Source organism: Planococcus sp. ANT_H30 (assembly GCF_008369335.1).
In the GTDB taxonomy this organism is placed as follows: domain Bacteria; phylum Bacillota; class Bacilli; order Bacillales_A; family Planococcaceae; genus Planococcus; species Planococcus kocurii.
On the sequence record NZ_VOBJ01000002.1, the window covers coordinates 324,489 to 343,026 of the forward strand.

At 41.5% G+C, this 18,538-nt stretch carries 15 protein-coding genes and 1 other annotated feature; of the genes, 1 reads left to right on the top strand and 14 read right to left on the bottom strand.

The window, feature by feature from the left end; all coding sequences use genetic code 11:
- Window positions 1-30: 30 nt before the first annotated feature.
- The 12 genes from uvrC to zapA form a co-directional block, all read right to left on the bottom strand.
- Window positions 31-1,827 carry an excinuclease ABC subunit UvrC gene (uvrC, locus tag FQ085_RS07520; protein WP_149456308.1) on the bottom strand — a complete coding sequence of 599 codons (1,797 nt, stop codon included), beginning with the start codon at window positions 1,825-1,827 and terminating at the stop codon, window positions 31-33.
- A 50-nt stretch (window positions 1,828-1,877) separates the two neighbouring features.
- On the bottom strand, window positions 1,878-2,192 hold the full coding sequence (gene trxA, locus FQ085_RS07525; RefSeq protein ID WP_149456309.1) for a thioredoxin: 315 nt from the start codon (window positions 2,190-2,192) through the stop codon (window positions 1,878-1,880).
- A 276-nt stretch (window positions 2,193-2,468) separates the two neighbouring features.
- Entirely contained in the window at window positions 2,469-3,434 is a 966-nt protein-coding gene (locus tag FQ085_RS07530) for an electron transfer flavoprotein subunit alpha/FixB family protein (protein ID WP_058385682.1), read from the bottom strand.
- A 126-nt stretch (window positions 3,435-3,560) separates the two neighbouring features.
- Window positions 3,561-4,334 carry an electron transfer flavoprotein subunit beta/FixA family protein gene (locus FQ085_RS07535; RefSeq protein WP_058385683.1) on the bottom strand — a complete coding sequence of 258 codons (774 nt, stop codon included), beginning with the start codon at window positions 4,332-4,334 and terminating at the stop codon, window positions 3,561-3,563.
- A gap of 20 nt (window positions 4,335-4,354) precedes the next feature.
- Window positions 4,355-5,128 carry an enoyl-CoA hydratase gene (locus FQ085_RS07540; protein WP_071153207.1) on the bottom strand — a complete coding sequence of 258 codons (774 nt, stop codon included), beginning with the start codon at window positions 5,126-5,128 and terminating at the stop codon, window positions 4,355-4,357.
- A 17-nt stretch (window positions 5,129-5,145) separates the two neighbouring features.
- Window positions 5,146-5,730, bottom strand: a complete 585-nt coding sequence (fadR, locus tag FQ085_RS07545; protein WP_058385685.1) for a fatty acid metabolism transcriptional regulator FadR — start codon at window positions 5,728-5,730, stop codon at window positions 5,146-5,148.
- Window positions 5,731-5,868: 138 nt separating this feature from the next.
- Window positions 5,869-7,560, bottom strand: coding sequence for a long-chain-fatty-acid--CoA ligase (locus FQ085_RS07550; protein ID WP_058385686.1), 1,692 nt, complete (start codon window positions 7,558-7,560; stop codon window positions 5,869-5,871).
- Between the two features lie 349 nt (window positions 7,561-7,909).
- The gene (locus FQ085_RS07555) at window positions 7,910-8,323 is read right to left on the bottom strand and encodes a DUF350 domain-containing protein (RefSeq protein WP_058385687.1); all 414 of its coding nucleotides are present in this window, start codon (window positions 8,321-8,323) and stop codon (window positions 7,910-7,912) included.
- A gap of 23 nt (window positions 8,324-8,346) precedes the next feature.
- Complete coding sequence (locus FQ085_RS07560) at window positions 8,347-10,707, bottom strand: endonuclease MutS2 (RefSeq protein ID WP_149456310.1); 2,361 nt, start codon at window positions 10,705-10,707, stop codon at window positions 8,347-8,349.
- 73 nt (window positions 10,708-10,780) lie between these two features.
- Window positions 10,781-12,490, bottom strand: coding sequence for a DNA polymerase/3'-5' exonuclease PolX (polX, locus tag FQ085_RS07565; protein ID WP_149456311.1), 1,710 nt, complete (start codon window positions 12,488-12,490; stop codon window positions 10,781-10,783).
- A 56-nt stretch (window positions 12,491-12,546) separates the two neighbouring features.
- Window positions 12,547-13,083 carry a CvpA family protein gene (locus FQ085_RS07570; RefSeq protein WP_149456312.1) on the bottom strand — a complete coding sequence of 179 codons (537 nt, stop codon included), beginning with the start codon at window positions 13,081-13,083 and terminating at the stop codon, window positions 12,547-12,549.
- Between the two features lie 5 nt (window positions 13,084-13,088).
- Window positions 13,089-13,349 (bottom strand): cell division protein ZapA, encoded by a 261-nt coding sequence (gene zapA / locus FQ085_RS07575; protein WP_058385691.1) that lies wholly within the window; start codon window positions 13,347-13,349, stop codon window positions 13,089-13,091.
- 81 nt (window positions 13,350-13,430) lie between these two features.
- On the opposite strand from zapA, the gene rnhC reads away from it, so the two are divergent.
- Window positions 13,431-14,360: a ribonuclease HIII gene (gene rnhC / locus FQ085_RS07580; protein ID WP_149456313.1), complete on the top strand. Its 930-nt coding sequence runs from the start codon at window positions 13,431-13,433 to the stop codon at window positions 14,358-14,360.
- A 445-nt stretch (window positions 14,361-14,805) separates the two neighbouring features.
- Here the strand turns inward: rnhC and pheT are convergent, their stop codons facing one another.
- Both pheT and pheS read right to left on the bottom strand, forming a co-directional pair.
- Window positions 14,806-17,205, bottom strand: coding sequence for a phenylalanine--tRNA ligase subunit beta (pheT, locus tag FQ085_RS07590; RefSeq protein ID WP_149456314.1), 2,400 nt, complete (start codon window positions 17,203-17,205; stop codon window positions 14,806-14,808).
- 14 nt (window positions 17,206-17,219) lie between these two features.
- Complete coding sequence (gene pheS, locus FQ085_RS07595; protein ID WP_149456315.1) at window positions 17,220-18,257, bottom strand: phenylalanine--tRNA ligase subunit alpha; 1,038 nt, start codon at window positions 18,255-18,257, stop codon at window positions 17,220-17,222.
- Window positions 18,258-18,295: 38 nt separating this feature from the next.
- Window positions 18,296-18,522, bottom strand: a binding site (T-box leader).
- Between the last annotated feature and the right edge of the window lie 16 nt (window positions 18,523-18,538).

Below are 18,538 nucleotides of genomic sequence, written 5' to 3' on the forward strand. Positions count from 1 at the left end.
TATTCTTACTTATTCTTCTACGATACCATGTTACGACTCGCTTGGCAATGTGCCTTGTTTAAAATGCTGTTCAATAGAGATTGCTAGCGCTTCTGGCATTCCTGCCTCTTGGATTTGTTCTACTGATGCTTCTTTGATTTTTTTAACAGAACCAAAATGTTTCAGTAGCTGTTGCTTACGTTTGGGGCCAACCCCTTCAAGCCCATCAAGTGCTGATTGAATTGAATTTTTTCCACGTAACTGACGGTGAAACGTAATAACAAAACGGTGGACTTCGTCTTGAATCCGTTGAAGCAAGTAAAAAGCTTCACTCGTCCGTTTTAGTGGCACAATTTCAGCAGGTGAACCATACAGCAATTGAGAAGTTTGGTGCTTAGCGTCTTTTGCTAGACCCGCAATTGGGATAGATAAACCGAGTTCATCTTCTAAAATTTCACGTGCCGACTCCATTTGTCCTTTTCCTCCATCAATAACAATCAGGTCAGGTAAAGGTAAACCGTCCTTCAATACACGTGAATAACGTCGACGGATAACTTCTCGCATCGCCGCGTAATCATCCGGCTTTGACGCATTCCGAGTCTTGTATTTGCGGTAGTCTTTTTTAGAAGGCTTGCCATCAATAAACGTAATCATTGCAGATACTGCATCAGCGCCTTGAATATGCGAGTTATCAAAAGCTTCGATGCGAAGAGGCACTTCAATATTCATCGCCTCACCCAAATCTGTACACGCGCCAATGGTTCGTTCTTCTTGTCGTTCTAACAATTGGAATTTTTCTTTAATGGCCACTTCCGCATTTTTCTTAGCAAGTGCCACCAGCTCTTTTTTCTTGCCTCGTTGTGGAACGAGTACACGAACGCCTAGCCATTCTTTTAACATATCCGGATCATCCGCTTCAGGAATTAAAATTTCACTCGGTTTCACATGGTTGGCTTTTTCATAAAATTGCCCGAGATACGTTAAAAATTCCTCTTCCGGATCGCGGTACAAGGGGAAAAGCGATACGTCTCGTTCAATTAGTTTGCCTTGTCGCACAAAAAAGACTTGCACACACATCCAGCCTTTATCAACAGCATACGCAAAAACGTCGCGATTGGTAAAATCATTCATCGCCATTTTTTGTTTTTCCATCACCGTTTCAATCATATTAATTTGATCACGGTATTCTTTTGCGCGTTCAAATTCCAGATTTTCTGCCGCTTCCGACATTTTTGCGACCAATTGCACTTTAACTTCACGGAATCCACCGTTTAAAAACTTTGTAATGCCATCAATCATCTCTTGATAGGTTTCTTTTTCAACCGGTTTAACACACGGTGCTAAACATTGACCTAAATGATAATACAGACATACTCGGTCAGGCATGGTATGACATTTCCGCAACGGGTACAAGCGGTCCAGTAGTTTTTTTGTTTCTGCTGCTGCGTAGGCGTTTGGATAAGGCCCAAAATATTTCCCTTTATCTTTTTTTACTTGTCTTGTCGTGATCAGCTTCGGATGACGCTCTCCTGTAATTTTTAAGTACGGGTAGCTTTTATCATCTTTTAGCATAATGTTATACTTCGGATCGTATTTTTTAATCAAGTTCAATTCGAGAATTAATGCTTCTTTATCAGAAGACGTAATAATATACTCAAAATCCTCTATTTCATTCACCAAACGTTGTGTTTTGGTATCATGACTTCCCGTAAAATAAGAACGCACACGATTTTTGAGAACTTTTGCCTTTCCTACATAAATTACCATATTCTGGCGATCTTTCATCAAATAACAGCCTGGTTGATCAGGCAATATTGCCAATTTGTGTCGAATCAATTCGTTTGCCATTTTATCACCCTATTAAAAAACCGGGTACCATCACTGGACCCGGTTAAGAATTATGCGTGTTTTTCAACCAATTCAGCTAATGCTTCTTTTGGTCGGAAACCAACTACTTTATCAACTGTTTCGCCGTCTTTCATCAATAACAAAGTTGGAATTGACATGATGCCATAGTTTCCAGCTGTTTCTTGGTTTTGATCCACATCAACTTTTACGATTTTAACTTTATCGCTCATTTCAGCGTCCAATTCTTCTAGCACAGGAGCAATCATTTTACATGGTCCGCACCAAGTTGCCCAAAAATCTACTAAAACGAGTCCTTCTGCTACTTCTTGTGAAAAGTTCTGATCTGTACCGTGTACAATTGCCATGAATAATTCCTCCTTATGATTAACCAAACTATATTCAAAGTATATCATGCGTTAAAAACACTAGCTATTTTTTTGCCTACTCCTCTATTACCCAGCAGATCAGTGGGCTAAACGAAAACAGATTGCTTCCGTCCTAACAGTTGCTTTCCTACAGCAGTCGCTACTTCTTCAAGCCACTCATTAGTAAAAATCCTCAGACAAAAACAGATGACGAGTTTTTGTTTTTCTCGCCACCTGTTTAAGTTTTAAAAGTAAGCGATTAGCCACTTTTTGTAATTACATTACTTTCTTAAATTCTTCTGTCAGCATGGGAATAACTTCAAACAAATCTCCGACAATGCCGTAATCTGCTACTTTGAAGATATTTGCTTCTGGGTCTTTGTTGATTGCTACGATGACTTTCGAGTTAGACATCCCCGCCATATGTTGGATAGCTCCAGAAATACCAGCTGCGATATATAGGTCAGGTGTTACCACTTTTCCTGTTTGTCCAATTTGAAGTGAGTAATCGCAATAATCTGCGTCACAAGCTCCGCGAGATGCACCGACTGCACCACCAAGAAGATTAGCTAATTCTTGTAAAGGTTCAAATCCTTCTGTGCTCTTGACGCCACGGCCTCCAGCTACGATAACTTTCGCTTCCGAAAGATCGACACCTTCAGTTGATTTGCGCACAACATTTTTAATAATCGTGCGCAGGTTTGTAATATCCACAGCCAACGAATTAACTTCACCTGAACGTTCTTGTCTTTCAAGTGGCGCAATATTGTTCGAACGCACTGTAATAAAGTCAATGCCGTCTTTTAGTTTCACTTTTTCAAACGCTTTACCAGAGAAAATCGGGCGGATAAATACAGCTTCGTCGCCTTCTCCTTCAATGTCCGTAACATCTGAAATTAAGCCAGCTTGTAATTTAGAAGCGATTTTGGGCGCCAAGTCTTTGCCAACTGATGTATGACCAAAAACGAGACCTTCTGGTTTTTCTTGTTCGACAACTGCCATGAAAGCTTGACCATAGCCGTCAGATGTATATGATTTCAAATGCGGATGTTCAACTGTTACGACACGGTCTGCGCCATATGCCACAAGTTCAGCACCAAAATCAGCGACTGCATCTCCGATTAAAACGCCTACTACTTCACCGCCGCCAGAAATTTTCTTAGCAGCTGCAATTGCTTCAAATGAAACATTACGTAATGCGCCTTCGCGCGTTTCGCCTAAAACTAATACTTTCTTCGCCATAGTCTGTTTACCCCCTAAGTAGATGTGAAAAAATGCTATCGTTATATGAGCGTACCGAACGCTTAAAATCATCAACAAACTTGTCGTTGTATCTTTTACTAAGATGCTCGGTCACTTCAAGTTACATTAAATAACTTTTGCTTCGTTACGTAGTAAGCCAACCAGTTCTGTTACCTGGTTTGAGATGTCACCTTCAAGAATACGGCCAGCTGCTTTTTTCGGTGGCAAGTAGATTTCGATTGTTTCTGTTTTCGCTTCTACGTCGTCTTCTTCGATATCTAAATCATCTAATTCCAGTTCTTCAAGCGGTTTTTTCTTCGCTTTCATAATTCCTGGAAGCGATGGATAACGCGGCTCGTTTAACCCTTGTTGAGCTGTCACTAACAGTGGCAATGACGTTTCTAATTCTTCTGCATCGCCTTCGATATCACGAACGATAGTTACAGTTTCGCCATCAATGCTCAAGCTAGTAATAGTCGTTACACAGTTAATGCCAAGTAAATCGGCAACGCGTGGTCCGACTTGTCCAGAACCGCCATCAATTGCTACGTTTCCTGCTAAAATCAAATCAGCTTCTTTGTCCTTTAAATACTCAGCCAATATGTATGCAGAAGTAAATTGATCCATTTCTTCAACGTCGTCTTCTGTATTAATCAATACAGCTTTGTCGGCGCCCATCGCAAGTGCTGTACGCAGTTGCTTTTCTGCTTCTTCATTACCAATTGTAACGACCGTTACTTCTCCGCCGTGTGCATCGCGGACTGTGATGGCTTCTTCAATCGCGTATTCATCGTAAGGATTAATGATGAATTCCGCACCGTCTTCCTGGATTTGTCCACCTGAAACGACGATTTTCTCTTCTGTGTCAAACGTACGTTTTACTAATACATAAATGTTCATGAACGTAAACCTCCCAAGTATTATTTCCCTTTAAATTGCGCTTCCCGTTTTTCCAAAAATGCTTGAATTCCTTCTTTAGCATCTTCTGAAACAAAAACTGTACCAAAAGATTGTGCTTCTGCATTGACACCTTCGTGATACGAAGCAGGTTTTGTATATTGCAACATTTGGATAGCTGCTTTTACAGAAACCGGACTTTTCTTCGCAATTTTACGGGCAATTGTAAGCGTTTCCGAAAGAAGGTCTTCTTCTGGATAGGCACGGTTAGCCAAGCCATATTGCGCTGCTTCCGTTCCTGAGATCGGATCACTCGTTAATAACATTTCAGCTGCTTTTGCTGCGCCTACATACCTAGGCAAACGCTGCGTTCCAGCAAACCCCGGAATCAATCCTAATTGAAGCTCCGGTAATCCTAGTTTAGCATTTTCAGTAACAAATCGCATGTGACAACTCATTGCCAATTCCAATCCACCGCCTAAAGCAGCTCCGTGGATCGCGGCGATAACTGGCTTATGGAACGTTTCAACACGCTCAAAAACTTCCTGACCACTCGCTGACAATTTTGAAAATTCTTCTCCTGAAGATACTTGTGTGAATTCCTTAATATCGGCTCCTGCAGAAAAGAATCTGCCTTCTCCGTGCAAAACAATGACGCGAACTTCCTCATCATTTTCTACTTGGTTTAACAATTCATCGACTTCCAAAATAAGTGAACGCGACAGTGCGTTTGCCGGTGGACGATTAATCGTCGCGATGGCAACTCCATCTTCTTTTTTCCAACTAATAAATTCCATCCAATGAGCCCCTTTCTTTAAGCTTGCATACCTTTTAGCAGCAAACGATGAACTTGTGGCGCGAGTTCGACTAAATCATATTTATGATCATTCATGACCCATGTTGTGATGGTCTCATCCATTGTACCAAAAACCATCTGTCTCGCTAAACGAATATCCATTTCAATGTCAAATTCTCCATCTTCCATTCCTTTTATGAGAATCTTGTCCATTAGCTTTAAATATTCTCGAAGCACATTATTGATTTTAAGGCGGAGATCGTGATTTGATTGGCGCAATTCAAGTTGCGTCACAATGGCTAAGTGAATATCGCTCGCTAATAACTCGAAATGACTCGTGATCATTAACCCCAGTTTAGTTGATGCAGTCAACTCACGCGAGATGATTTCTTCTAGCTTACTGACGAAAATACCCATTTTCTCTTGAAATACAGAGATGAGAATGTCTTCTTTGTTTTTAAAATACAAATAAATCGTTCCGTCAGCAACGCCTGCTTGTTTGGCTATTTTCGAAACTTGCGCTTGATGATAGCCATTTTCAGCAATCACAATAACAGCCGCATTGATAATTTGCTTATACTTTGGCTTATCTTTTTTTACCATACTGTCACCACCCAAAAAAATATGAAAATATGAATGGCGATTCATTCATATTTTCATATTATCGTTTATTCACTAGAGTGTCAAGTTTTTATCCTGTTTACTGACTCAGCAGATTGCAAGTTTGAAACGGGCGAGTTCTTATGACGGAACCGCTTCGTTCTGTTTAGCGACTTCTTCATCCACTAACGATCTTCGTAATATTTTACCAACTGCTGTTTTCGGCAATTCTTTGCGGAATTCGTAAATGCGCGGCACTTTAAATGCTGCTAAATTTTCTCTGCAATGCGTATTGAGTTCTTCTTCTGTTACAGTATAGCCTTCTTTTAGCACGATGTATGCTTTTACTGTTTCTCCACGATACGGATCTGGTATACCAGCTACGACGCATTCTTGAATCGCTTCATGCTCATATAATACTTCTTCAATTTCACGCGGATAAATATTAAAGCCACCAGCGATGATCATGTCTTTTTTACGATCCACGATAAAGAAATGACCTTCATCATCCATGTAGCCAAGATCTCCAGTCAATAACCAGCCATCGACGATTGTTGCAGCCGTCTCTTCCGGTTTGTTCCAATAGCCCTTCATCACTTGAGGACCTTTAATCGCAATTTCTCCAATTTCGCCGTTAGGAACCGGGTTTAATGTACCTGACTGAAAAATTTTACTATCTGTATCTGGATACGGTAAACCAATCGAACCTTTTGTTCGTTCTCCCCAAACTAAGTTTGAATGAGTAACTGGGGCAGTTTCCGTCAATCCGTAACCTTCGACTAGCTTGCCTCCTGTTAGTTTTTCAAACTTCTCTTGCACTTCTGCTGGCAGTGGAGCCGAACCGCTCAAGCAAGCTTCAATAGAAGAAAGATCGTATTTTTCAATATCCGGATGATTCATCAATCCAATATAAATCGTTGGTGCTCCTGGGAATAAGGTAGGTTTTTGCTTGCTGATGGTTTTCAATGCTGTTTCTGGATCGAATTTTGGTAGCAGCACCATTTTGTCACCAAGCATGACAGATAAAATCATGACCGTCGTCAAACCATATACATGGAATAACGGGATGATTCCCATAATGGTTTCTTCGCCTTTTTTACATTTATACAGCCAGCTATCACACATGGTTGCGTTGGAAATGATGTTTTTATGCGTTAACATGACCCCTTTCGGAGAGCCCGTCGTACCTCCTGTATACTGCAACAACGCAAGGTCTTCTTCAAAATCGAAAGGTGGTTTCACGACAGTTGATTGTGCGGTTTTCATAATTTCAGTGAACAAATGATTAATGCCTCGATGTTCCACTTTAACGGTCATGCCGTACTGCTTTTTCTGGATAAATGGATAAACTAAATTTTTAGGAAATGCCAGATAATCTTTAATCCCGGTGACAATGACATTTTCTAAATCTGTTTCTTTTAATACTTTTGAAATCCGTGGGAATAAAATATCCAATCCAATGATGGCTCGTGCACCTGAATCTTTCATTTGATAAGCGATTTCGCGCTCGGTGTATAACGGATTGGTCATCACGACGACGCCACCCGCATAAAGGATCCCATAAAAACTAATGACCGCCTGCGGACAATTGGGCAGCATAATCGATACTCTATCGCCTTTTTTAATGCCTAATTTTTGAAGATAGTTAGCGAACTTCATAGAAGACTGATAAAGTTCTTCATAAGAAAGTTCTTTCCCCATAAAATGGATTGCTACTTTTTGTGGGTACTTCTCATAAGCCTTTGTTAAATATTCCTGTACCGGCATGCTTGGGTATGTCAGTGTATGGGGCACTTCTGGTGGATAATGTGCAAGCCAGGGCTTTTCAGTCATTCTTTTGACCTCCTAATTTTTATTAGAATCGCGCGAATATTCCTACTTTTGATTATAGAGAAGATTGAGAACGCTTTCAAACTTTATTTTAGGACTTCTGAGTAAAGACTAATTTTGCTAATGACCAACTCAATCTTTTTGAGTACCTTTCACTAGAGCAGCCCCATTCGAAACAGCTCTCACCTGTCGATAACTAGCTCTACTTGCGAACTTTTCATCCATATAAAAAAGCCAGCTCCAAGGCTGGCACTGTCCATTAAAAAACGAACAGGAAAATAATTCCGACAATAATAAAAATCGCACAGAAAACAAACAAAATTTTAATAAGATTTTCCACAACATCCAACTCCTATTGAATACTAGCTCCGATGACAAACGATAAGCCAACCGAAATGGTCATTGAAATAAAGCCGACAGAGCGATTATCCCGTTCAATTTCATCATCTACTTTAAATTTAGGTGTCAAAAACTCAAACAAAATATAAGCAAAGATCAACAAGGTAAAACCAAACAGACCCCAGCCCACCATTTCAACTAACGAGTTATGCTGTTCGATGGAAAAGCGGAAGATATTGGTGACCCCAAAAATCTTGCCACCTGTAGCCATTGCCACTGCTAGGTTACCTTTTTTGATTTGTTCCCAATTATTGTACTTGGTCACCATTTCGAAAATTACCATTGCGACGATCAAGCACAATACCACCACACTAAAATAGCCAGCTGATTCGACTAGCGGGTGTGTCCAAAACCCTGTCTCTGTCATTTGTTATTCCCCTTTTTAGAAACTTACTTTAATTCGGCGACGGTCACACCAGAGCCGCCTTCTCCCGCTTCGCCAAAACGATAGCTTTTTACACGTGAATGTTTTTTCAAGTATTGCTGGACTCCTTGGCGCAGCGCACCTGTTCCTTTTCCGTGAATAATTGATACTTGGTGGTAATTTGATAATAACGCATCGTCCAAGTATTTTTCAACACGTGCAAGTGCATCCTCATAACGTTCACCACGTAAGTCTAGCTCCATTTTGATGTGACTGTCACGGTCTTTTAAGGTTGCCATCGTTCGGGTTTCTTTTTGCTTTTCGGGTTTTGTATAAGACAGGTCTGACTCAGGCAATTTCATTTTCAAAATACCGATTTGAACAATCCATTCATTTTTCGATACTTTTTCAACTAAGGTTCCTTTTTGACCGAAGGAAATGACTTTAACTTCATCATTTGGTTTTAACGGTTTTTCTGCATTGTCTTTTGCTGCTTTTTTCAAGATTCGGTTTTGAGGCATCGCTTCTTCAAGCCGCTTTTTCGCATGGATCAGTTCGTGCTCTTTTACCGACGAACCTTGATTAAGCTGCATTTTGCGCAAGTCCGTTATGACAGCTTCCGCTTCTGCTCTTGCTTGGTCAACAATTTTCCGCGCTTTTTCTTTGGCTTTTTCTTCTAGCCGTTCTTTTTGTTGCTCGTATTCTGCTAATTGCTTGGCTAATTCTTTTTTCAATTGCTCAGATTCTAGTAAGACTTCTTGCGTTTGTTCTGCGTCTTGTTCTGCTTGTCGACGACTCTTCTCAAGAGATGCAATCATCGAGTCAACTGCTTTGCTATCTGTTCCTGTAAAGCTCTTCGCATGGCTAATGATGTGATCTGGCAATCCAAGACGTTTTGAAATTTCAAAGGCATTACTCCGACCTGGTACTCCAATTAATAACCGGTAAGTCGGACTCAATGTCTCCACGTCAAACTCTACACTGGCATTCGCTACACCGGGACGATTATAACCATAAGCTTTTAGTTCCGGGTAATGCGTTGTCGCAATAACACGCGCGCCTCTGCCATGGACCTCGTCTAATAGTGATATTGCTAGCGCCGCTCCTTCTTGAGGATCTGTACCCGCTCCCAGTTCATCAAAAATCACCAGTGAATTTTCATCGAACTTGGTCAAAATATCAACAATATTCACCATATGCGAAGAAAACGTACTCAAGCTTTGCTCGATTGATTGTTCGTCGCCGATATCGGCAAAAATTTGATCGAATACCGCAAGTTCTGAACCATCAAGAGCCGGTACCGGCAAACCAGATTGTGCCATCAACGTCGATAACCCAACCGTCTTTAACGTCACTGTTTTACCGCCTGTATTGGGGCCAGTGATGACGATCGCTGTTATATCTCTACCAAATTCGATATCGTTTGGTACGACTTCGTCTTTTGGAATTAACGGATGTCGCGCTTTTCGCAAATTAATATAGCCTTCTGTGTTCATCGTCGGCTTGGTACCTCGATGAGCTGAGCCGTATTTTGCTTTTGCTAAAATTAAATCGATTTCACCGAGTACATCAACTAATAAGAAGAGTTCATGCGCCACTTCTTGGACCTGTGCTGACAACATCAGCAAAATACGATCGATTTCTTCTTTTTCTTTCATCTTCAGACGACGCACTTCATTATTTGCTTGGACGACTGCATCTGGTTCGATAAATAAGGTCTGTCCTGATGAAGATTGGTCATGTACAATGCCTCCATAATGGCTGCGGTATTCTTGCTTGACCGGAATGACAAAACGGTCATTGCGTATCGTCACAATCGAATCCGACAGCATTTTCGAAGCATTTTTGCCACGCACCAAACTTTCTAAACGCTCACGAACACGACTTTCTTGTGTACGCAATTGCTGTCGAATAGTCCGTAGCTCTGTGCTCGCACTATCCAATACCCCACCATTGTCATCAATACAAATATTAATGGCGTGTTCAAGAGCTGTCAGGATGGGCATGGATTCTTTTTTCTCTAGGAAATGCGGAATCTGCACTACTGCTTCTTCTTGAATGGTTTCGAAAAACTGACGCAAGATGCGGCTCGCACGAACAGTCGATGACACTTCCATTAGTTCCATTGGACTTAGACTGCCACCAATTTGTGCTCTTCGTGCGTGAAGGCGAATGTCAAAAATCCCCCCCATCGGCACATTGTTTTTAACACGCAGTACTTGTGCACCTTCGTCCATTTGTTCAAGTAAGCGATTAACTTCATTGATATCTGTGGATGGCAACAGATTATCCACATGGGCTTTTCCAAGTGAAGACGTACAGTAACGTGCCACTTCATCGCGGATTTTGTAAAATTCAAGTGTTCTTAATGCGCGTTCTGCGATCATGTAAGAACCTCCTAACTTTGGCTATAAAATAAATGGTTCTATATCGTTCTTCTGCAAGTGTCTGGATCATTTGTTATTTTGATTTGTTGATAAATTCTTTGAATTTTTCAAGGGACCACGTATTGACGACCGTGTCTTTTTTCAGCCAGGCTTTTTGGGCATGCTTAACGCCGGTTTCCATGACTTCCAATCCTTCAATGGCATGAGCATCTGTGTTGATTGCGACAGGAACTCCTTTTTCTTGAGCCAGTACAAGATAAGGAACAGCAAGATCTAAACGGTACGGACTGGCATTCAATTCAACAATTTTGCCGTATTCTTTTGCCCAATCAAGGATTTGTTCAACATTCGGATTATAGCCATCACGCTGGCCGACAATTCTACCAGTCGGATGTGCAATCATGTGAACATTTGGGTTTTTCATAGCCGTTAAAATCCGTTCCATGATTTGTTCTTGTGGTTGCTGGAAACTTGAATGGATGCTGGCAATGACAAAGTCTAATTGGCTCAGCATGTCATCATCAAAATCCAAGCTAGCGTCTGGCAAGATATCCATTTCTGTTCCAGAAAACACTTCGATTTCCGGGTGTTTTTTATTCGTTTCACGAATTAAGGCGTGTTGCTCTGTTAGTCGTTCAGGGGTTAGGCCATTCGCCACTTTCAAGTACTGGGAATGATCGGTAATAACCATAAATTGATAGGATTTCGCGACACACGCATCAATCATTTCTGTTAAGGAGTTGGCACCATCTGACCAAGTGGTATGCATGTGCAAATCGCCTTTAATGTCTTCAATCGTTACTAATTCTGGCAATTCATCTAAACGATCGAGTTCACGGCCATCTTCACGCACCGATGGCGGTATAAACGGCAAACCAAAATGGGCAAAAAATTCTGTTTCAGATGCAAACGTAGTGACCGTTCCGTCTTCCTGCTCGACACCGTATTCACTAATCTTCTTGTTTTGCGACTTGGCCAGTTGACGCATTTTCACGTTATGGTCTTTCGATCCGGTAAAGTGGTGCAGCGCTGTAACAAATTCTTCAGGCGCGACTAAACGAAAATCTACATCAATCGGTTCTAACACTTCCACAGTTACTGAAACTTTCGTATCTCCTGATGCAATCGTTTCCTTTATAGGTAAAGCCGCAAGTAATTGCTCTTTCACGAGCGCAGGTTCAGCGGTTGCGATAATAAAGTCGATATCTTTACTTGTTTCTTTCGTCCGGCGAAAACTTCCGGCTACTGAAAACTCAGTAACTTCGGCAATTGATGTTAAAACATCTTGAATAAACGCCACGGTTTCTTCCGTTTTCCAAATTGGCTGACGATCCGGCTTGGTTTCAAAGTCATTGATCTCTTTGAGTATCTTTTCTTCTGATTTCGGACCAAATCCTGGAAGTTTCTGGATTTCTTCATTCAAGCAAGCTACCTTCAAGGTTTCCATCGAATCAATGCCCAATTCTTTGTAAAGTTTGGCAATTTTCTTACCACCTAATCCTTGAAGTTTCATCATTGGAATCAGCCCTTTTGGCACTTCTTCTTGAAGCTCTTCGAGAACGGTTGACTTATTGTCATTTATTAGTTCGAGTATAACGTCTCCGGTTCCTTTTCCAATACCTTTTAATTTGGTGACATCTTCGATTTCGTCCAAACTGCGCTGATCGAGTTCCAGCGCTTGAGCGGCTTTTCGGAATGCCGATACTTTAAATGGGTTTTCCCCTTTAAGTTCCATGTATAACGCAATTTTTTCAAGTGTTCTGATGATAATTTTCTTATTCACCAAAAGCCCTCCTCGTTTCGATTAAAAAAACTTCCCTCGTAAGAGAGAAGTTCCTACTATAGATAAATATACCACCATTCTTTTACTTTCTCAGAAAAATAAGGCGTATTCTCAATCATGGATTGAGCAATTCCTGAATTCTCCAATTGGTTCTGCACCACATCAAGCGGAAGCAGCGCGAACACATAGATGAAAATAAACAACAGTATGTAAGCTTCGATAAACCCTAAAATCGCACCAAGAATTTTGCTGAAAAATCCAAGTACTGGTAAGAACTTTAAAAAATCAAACATCGATGCAACCAGTTGCAATGCGAACTTCACAACAAAGAAAATAAGCGCAAAGGCTAATAATTGATAAAAAGTTTGATCCAAGTCTAATTGATCCACTACTAGCGTGAACTGAGAGTTTTCATTTATCGCTGGATAGGGAATCCACAACACAAAGTATTCGGACAGTGGTTTATAGTATTTATAAGCCGCGACTAGTGCAACAACAAACCCAATCATATGAATCAACTGGACAATAAACCCTCTTTTTGCGCCCACGATGATACCACCGACCAGTAAGATGACTAATAGTATATCAAGCATTCACGTCAACCCTTCAGTTTTTTCAATTCATTTTCTAATTGTTCAACTTGCTCTTTCAGTTTAAGATAGTCATGTACCGCATTTGATGCAGTTAAGACGGCAAGCTTTGCTTGATCCAATGATGGATTCAACGCATTGATTTCTCGCATGCGGCTATCGACAATCGATGCAACTAAGCGCATATGACCGGACGTTTCAGTACCAACCATTTTATAGGTGTTGCCATAGATGTCAACGACCGTGTGAATTTTATGTTGCTCTGACAATGCAATATCCCCCTTTGGAATTCTTTACCCATCATACCATGAACACAAGCTGATTGTGAATCAAAGAAAGGTGACCTACTCATGTCAAACGTCGTTCTAAAACTTACAGAAGACAGTCTTCTCAAAGTGATTGCTCATTACGAGAAAAACAAGATCATTTCCAAAAATCCATATGCTCGCTTTAGCGCTAAAATCTCCGATACCGTCGTGACTGTTTACACCTCTGGAAAAGTCATGTTCCAAGGAAATGGAGCTGCACGAGAAGCAGCAAAATGGGGAATTGCCCCTGCAGCTGACAAAATCGTCTCAACCAAAGGAGACAAACTTCCTGACGGTTTTGCCCAACTTTCGGTTCTCGGATCTGACGAAACGGGCACCGGTGATTTTTTCGGACCAATTACCGTCGCGGCGTGTTACGTACCGGCCGACAAAGTTGAACTTGCACGCGAACTCGGTGTGAAAGATTCGAAACAACTGACCGATGCCTGGATGCGCCAAGTTGCCCCCGACCTTAGAGCAACATTTGCGCATAAAGTGCTAACTTTAAAAAATGATAAATACAACAAAGTCCAAAGCCAAGGCTGGTCACAAGGAAAAATCAAAGCCTTGTTGCATAACCAAGCACTCAGATATGTTCTAAACGAGATTGCACCCGAAAAACCAAACTTTATCTTAATCGATCAATTTGCAGAACGCGGCATCTATTATAAGCACATTAAAGAAGAACCAGAAATCATTCATGAGAACGTCTTGTTTTCCACAAAAGCAGAAGGTCTTCACGTTTCAGTTGCCTGTGCGTCGATTATCGCTCGCGTTGCATTTCTTGAAGAGATGGACCGAATGAGTCAAGACGCGGGTATGACTTTGCCAAAAGGCGCTGGAAAAATCGTGGATGAAGCAGCGGCGAAGATTTTGTTGAAGCATGGTGAGGCGTATTTGAAAGGGTTGACGAAGGTGCATTTTGCGAATACGGGGAAAGCTGTTGCAATAGCTGATAAGAGGCGCAAGTAAATTTACACTTAACATTTAATGAAGCTTATTATTTTTATAAAGTAGATATCCAATTTAAAAGTTCTTAAAAAAGTGCTATCCCATAATCTCGAACTCGACGTTTACTTTTTGAAGTCCTAGAGGTGAAATCTTTTGAACAACCAATTGCGCTTAATAGGAGCGAACACACTTTCTACATCTATTTTGCGTCTGCTGTAAAGTTGGGTTACAGATTCATCCTCAAGTGCTGCTTTAGTCTTTACTTTCATTTTACGGAAATAATCTTTTGTTTTAGCTTCAAAATGGATGATGGTACTGAAGACGAATCGGTTGAAGCTATGCCCGCGGAAAACATCCGTCACAATGGATATCATTCTGTTCTTTAACTCGGAAAAGGAGCTGTACCCAAAAGTCATTGTTCATGACCTTTGGGACAGCCCCTTTTTAACCTTGCAATTAAATTCCGTTAACTTCTCAACTCTGCTCCAGCTTCTGTCAAAGCTGCTAATACTTTTTCATGTGCACGGATAACATCTTCATCTGTTAATGTTTTTTCTGGATCAAAGTAAGTTAACGAGAAGGCGACTGATTTTTTGCCTGCTTCCATCTTATCGCCTTCATAAAGGTCGAACACGCGGACGTCTTTCAATAGTTTGCCTCCTGCATTGCGGATGATGGTTTCAATCGTTGCCGCTTCTACCACTTTAGAAAGAACTAATGCCACGTCACGTGACATGGACGGGTAACGTGGTACTGGCATGTAAACAAGTGCATCTGTTGCTTTACTTAACAACACAGCCAAGTTCAACTCCATGACAACCGTAGTTTTCAAGTCGCGCGCTTTTTGTTCAGACGGATGCAACTCACCGATCACACCAATACGCTGACCGCTATGCATGATAAAGGCCGTTCTTCCGGGATGCAAATCATCCATTTGGCCACGTTCAAAAGTCAATTCAACACCAAGTTTATCGCTAAGCCCCTCCACAATACCTTTCAAGACGAAAAAGTCGACGGGCTTTTTCTCACCTTGCCAGCTATGATCGAGCCAAAGACCTGTAATAGCGACCGCTAAATGTTCCTGCTCGTTTAGTAACTCATCTTGACCTTTAAGGAAAACAGAACCGGTTTCATACAAAGCGACCGAATCCATTCTTCTTGCTGTGTTATACGTAACAGATTCCAACAAATGCGGCAACAAGCTTTGACGCAACAAACTACGCTCTTCGCTCATCGGCATTAAAAGACGCGTTGTTTCCGTTTCTTCTAAAGCAAATTGTTTTACTGATTTTGCAGAAGTTAACGAATACGTCGTCGCTTGTAATAATCCAGCACCTTCCATAAGCGAACGAACAATGCGGCGTTTTGCCTGATAGGGAGTCAAGCCACCTGGTGTCGTTTCAGCTTCTGGTAATGTTGCTGGAATTTCATCGTAGCCGTATAGACGAGCAATTTCTTCGACTACGTCTTCAGGAATTTGAATGTCTTGTCGACGTGTTGGCACAGAAATGACCAGTTGGCCATTCGTTGCTTCTGTGTTAAATTTCAAGCGGTTTAAAATATCCCACATGTCTTCAAAGGAAATCTTCATACCCAGACGGCTATTAATGAAATCTGGAGACACTTTAACAATTTTCTCTTCTTTGTTTAATTCATCGAATATGACAGAGCCAGCTAATACTTCGCCACCCGCAAGTTGGGACAACAACTGTGCTGCACGTTCTGCGGCTGGAATGACACGATTTGGATCGACGCCTTTTTCAAAACGTGAACTAGCATCACTGCGTAGGCCATGATCTTTAGAAGTTTGACGAATAGAACCCGATTCAAAATAAGCAGATTCGATGACAACAGTCGTCGTTGTTTCGCTTACTTCCGAGTTAGCGCCGCCCATAACCCCTGCAATCGCCACCGGTTTTTCTCCATTGGTAATCACTAATTGACGGCTAGATAATTTTCGCTCCGCGTCATCTAAAGTGGTAATCATTTCGTCTTCTTTAGCATGGCGAACCGTAATGTTCCCTGTTTCCAATAAATCATAGTCAAATGCGTGAAGCGGCTGACCATATTCCATTAATACATAGTTTGTAATATCAACTACGTTATTATGCGGACGGACACCAGCTGCCATTAAGCGTTGTTGCAGCCACATAGGTGACTCTTGAACTTTAATGTTGCGAACGACTTTTGCGACATACAAAGGGTTGGCTTCAGGCGCATCGATTGACAAGGATAGCATCGAAGCTGCTGTGTCAGATGCTTCTGTATAGCTAATCTCAGGCAGGTTGATTTCTTCTGATAAAATAGCTCCTACCTCATAAGCAACGCCCAGCATGCTCATCGCGTCTGCGCGGTTTGGTGTCAGTCCTAGTTCTAATACAGTGTCATCTAAACCGAAATTTGCAATGACATCAGAACCGGTTTTTGCATCTTCTGGCAGCACATAAATGCCTTCAGCGTAGGCTTTTGGCACAAGCTTGCTTTCAATTCCGAGTTCTTGCAACGAACAAATCATGCCATGCGATTCTTCTCCTCGAAGTTTCGCTTTTTTGATGTTGATGTCACCTGGAAGTTTCGCTCCAGGACGTGCCACGATTACTTTTTGGCCAGCTGCAATGTTCGGTGCACCGCAAATGATTTGTGCCATTTCTCCGCCAACATCTACTTGACAAATCGATAGTTTATCAGCTTCAGGATGTTTAACACAAGATTCAACATAGCCCACTACGACATTTGTCATACCGTGTGACCGGTCGATCACTGCGTCTACTTCAATACCTGAACGCGTTATTTTTTCACCTAATTCAGCGGGTGGTAATTGTTGTGTGTTTACATAGTCTTTTAACCAGTTAATGGATACGAGCATGTTTTATTTCCTCCTTAAAGTTCTGTACATTGGAACTGAGATAAAAAGCGAACATCGTTTGTGTAGAAATGACGAATATCTTCAACGCCGTATTTCAGCATCGCAATCCGTTCTGGACCCATACCGAAAGCGAATCCAGTTAGGCGTTTGGAGTCATAACCAGCCATTTCAAGTACATTCGGATGCACCATTCCAGCGCCTAGAATTTCAATCCAGCCTGTTTTCTTACACACGTTACAGCCACTGCCGCCACATTTAAAGCATGAAATATCCATTTCAACAGAAGGCTCTGTAAACGGGAAAAAACTTGGACGAAGGCGAATTTCGCGATCATCGCCGAACATTTTCTTAGCAAATACTGAAAGCGTTCCTTTTAAATCACTCATGCGAATGTCTTCGCCGATAACCAATCCTTCAATTTGTGTGAATTGATGTGAATGCGTCGCGTCATCACTATCACGGCGATACACTTTGCCCGGGCAAATGATTTTGATCGGCTCTCCGCCTTTTGCTTCCATTGTCCGCGCTTGAACTGGTGATGTATGTGTGCGTAGTAAAATATCTTCTGTTATATAGAAAGAATCTTGCATATCACGAGCTGGATGACCTTTAGGTAAATTCAACGCTTCAAAATTGTAGTAATCTTTTTCTACTTCCGGGCCTTCTGCTACTTCGTAACCCATTGAAATAAACAAGTCTTCAATTTCTTCTACTACACGCGTCAGTGGATGTGCATTACCTGTTTTAACGGGACGTCCTGGTAATGTAATATCAATTGTTTCGCTTTGCAACTTCTCATAGATCGCTTGTTCTTCTAAGATGGCCATGCGTTCTTCGAGTTGCGTTGTAACTTCCTCGCGTACCACATTAACCAAAGCTCCCATTTTCGGACGCTCTTCAGCCGGGAGTTTCCCCATGCCTTTTAATAAATCCGTAATCGGTCCTTTTTTCCCTAAATACGCGACACGAACATCATTCAGTTCTTTAACAGTCGACGCTGTGGCAATTTTTTCGAGTGCTTGTGTTTTCAATTCCTGCAATTGTGCTTCCATTTTTTCTCCTCCTTAGACAGTAAAAAGCCCCGTCCCAGAAAAGGGACGAGGCATTATTCGCGGTACCACCCTAGTTATTGCAAATCGCAATCACTCATTTACATAACGGCTCTTCACCGGCCCATCTTTACAGTATGTCTACTGGTCCCGTTAGGCAGCTCGCGGGGTGAACTTCTGAGGCGTTTACATATCCACACTTCCAGTCAAGGTGCAGAATCTCTGTGATGTAAGGGCGCAACATACTTTTCCCGTTCTTCGCTTTTACTTATTTACTTTCTCAT

What these genes read in the sequence shown, in the direction of transcription:
- FQ085_RS07550 (WP_058385686.1), bottom strand. Translation starts at nt 7,560, where the DNA reads ATGACTGAAAAGCCCTGGCTTGCACATTATCCACCAGAAGTGCCCCAT.
- uvrC (WP_149456308.1), bottom strand. Translation starts at nt 1,827, where the DNA reads ATGGCAAACGAATTGATTCGACACAAATTGGCAATATTGCCTGATCAA.
- pheS (WP_149456315.1), bottom strand. Translation starts at nt 18,257, where the DNA reads ATGGAAGCACAATTGCAGGAATTGAAAACACAAGCACTCGAAAAAATT.
- fadR (WP_058385685.1), bottom strand. Translation starts at nt 5,730, where the DNA reads ATGGTAAAAAAAGATAAGCCAAAGTATAAGCAAATTATCAATGCGGCT.
- trxA (WP_149456309.1), bottom strand. Translation starts at nt 2,192, where the DNA reads ATGGCAATTGTACACGGTACAGATCAGAACTTTTCACAAGAAGTAGCA.
- rnhC (WP_149456313.1), top strand. Translation starts at nt 13,431, where the DNA reads ATGTCAAACGTCGTTCTAAAACTTACAGAAGACAGTCTTCTCAAAGTG.
- FQ085_RS07560 (WP_149456310.1), bottom strand. Translation starts at nt 10,707, where the DNA reads ATGATCGCAGAACGCGCATTAAGAACACTTGAATTTTACAAAATCCGC.
- FQ085_RS07540 (WP_071153207.1), bottom strand. Translation starts at nt 5,128, where the DNA reads ATGGAATTTATTAGTTGGAAAAAAGAAGATGGAGTTGCCATCGCGACG.
- FQ085_RS07570 (WP_149456312.1), bottom strand. Translation starts at nt 13,083, where the DNA reads ATGCTTGATATACTATTAGTCATCTTACTGGTCGGTGGTATCATCGTG.
- FQ085_RS07555 (WP_058385687.1), bottom strand. Translation starts at nt 8,323, where the DNA reads ATGACAGAGACAGGGTTTTGGACACACCCGCTAGTCGAATCAGCTGGC.
- pheT (WP_149456314.1), bottom strand. Translation starts at nt 17,205, where the DNA reads ATGCTCGTATCCATTAACTGGTTAAAAGACTATGTAAACACACAACAA.
- FQ085_RS07530 (WP_058385682.1), bottom strand. Translation starts at nt 3,434, where the DNA reads ATGGCGAAGAAAGTATTAGTTTTAGGCGAAACGCGCGAAGGCGCATTA.
- FQ085_RS07535 (WP_058385683.1), bottom strand. Translation starts at nt 4,334, where the DNA reads ATGAACATTTATGTATTAGTAAAACGTACGTTTGACACAGAAGAGAAA.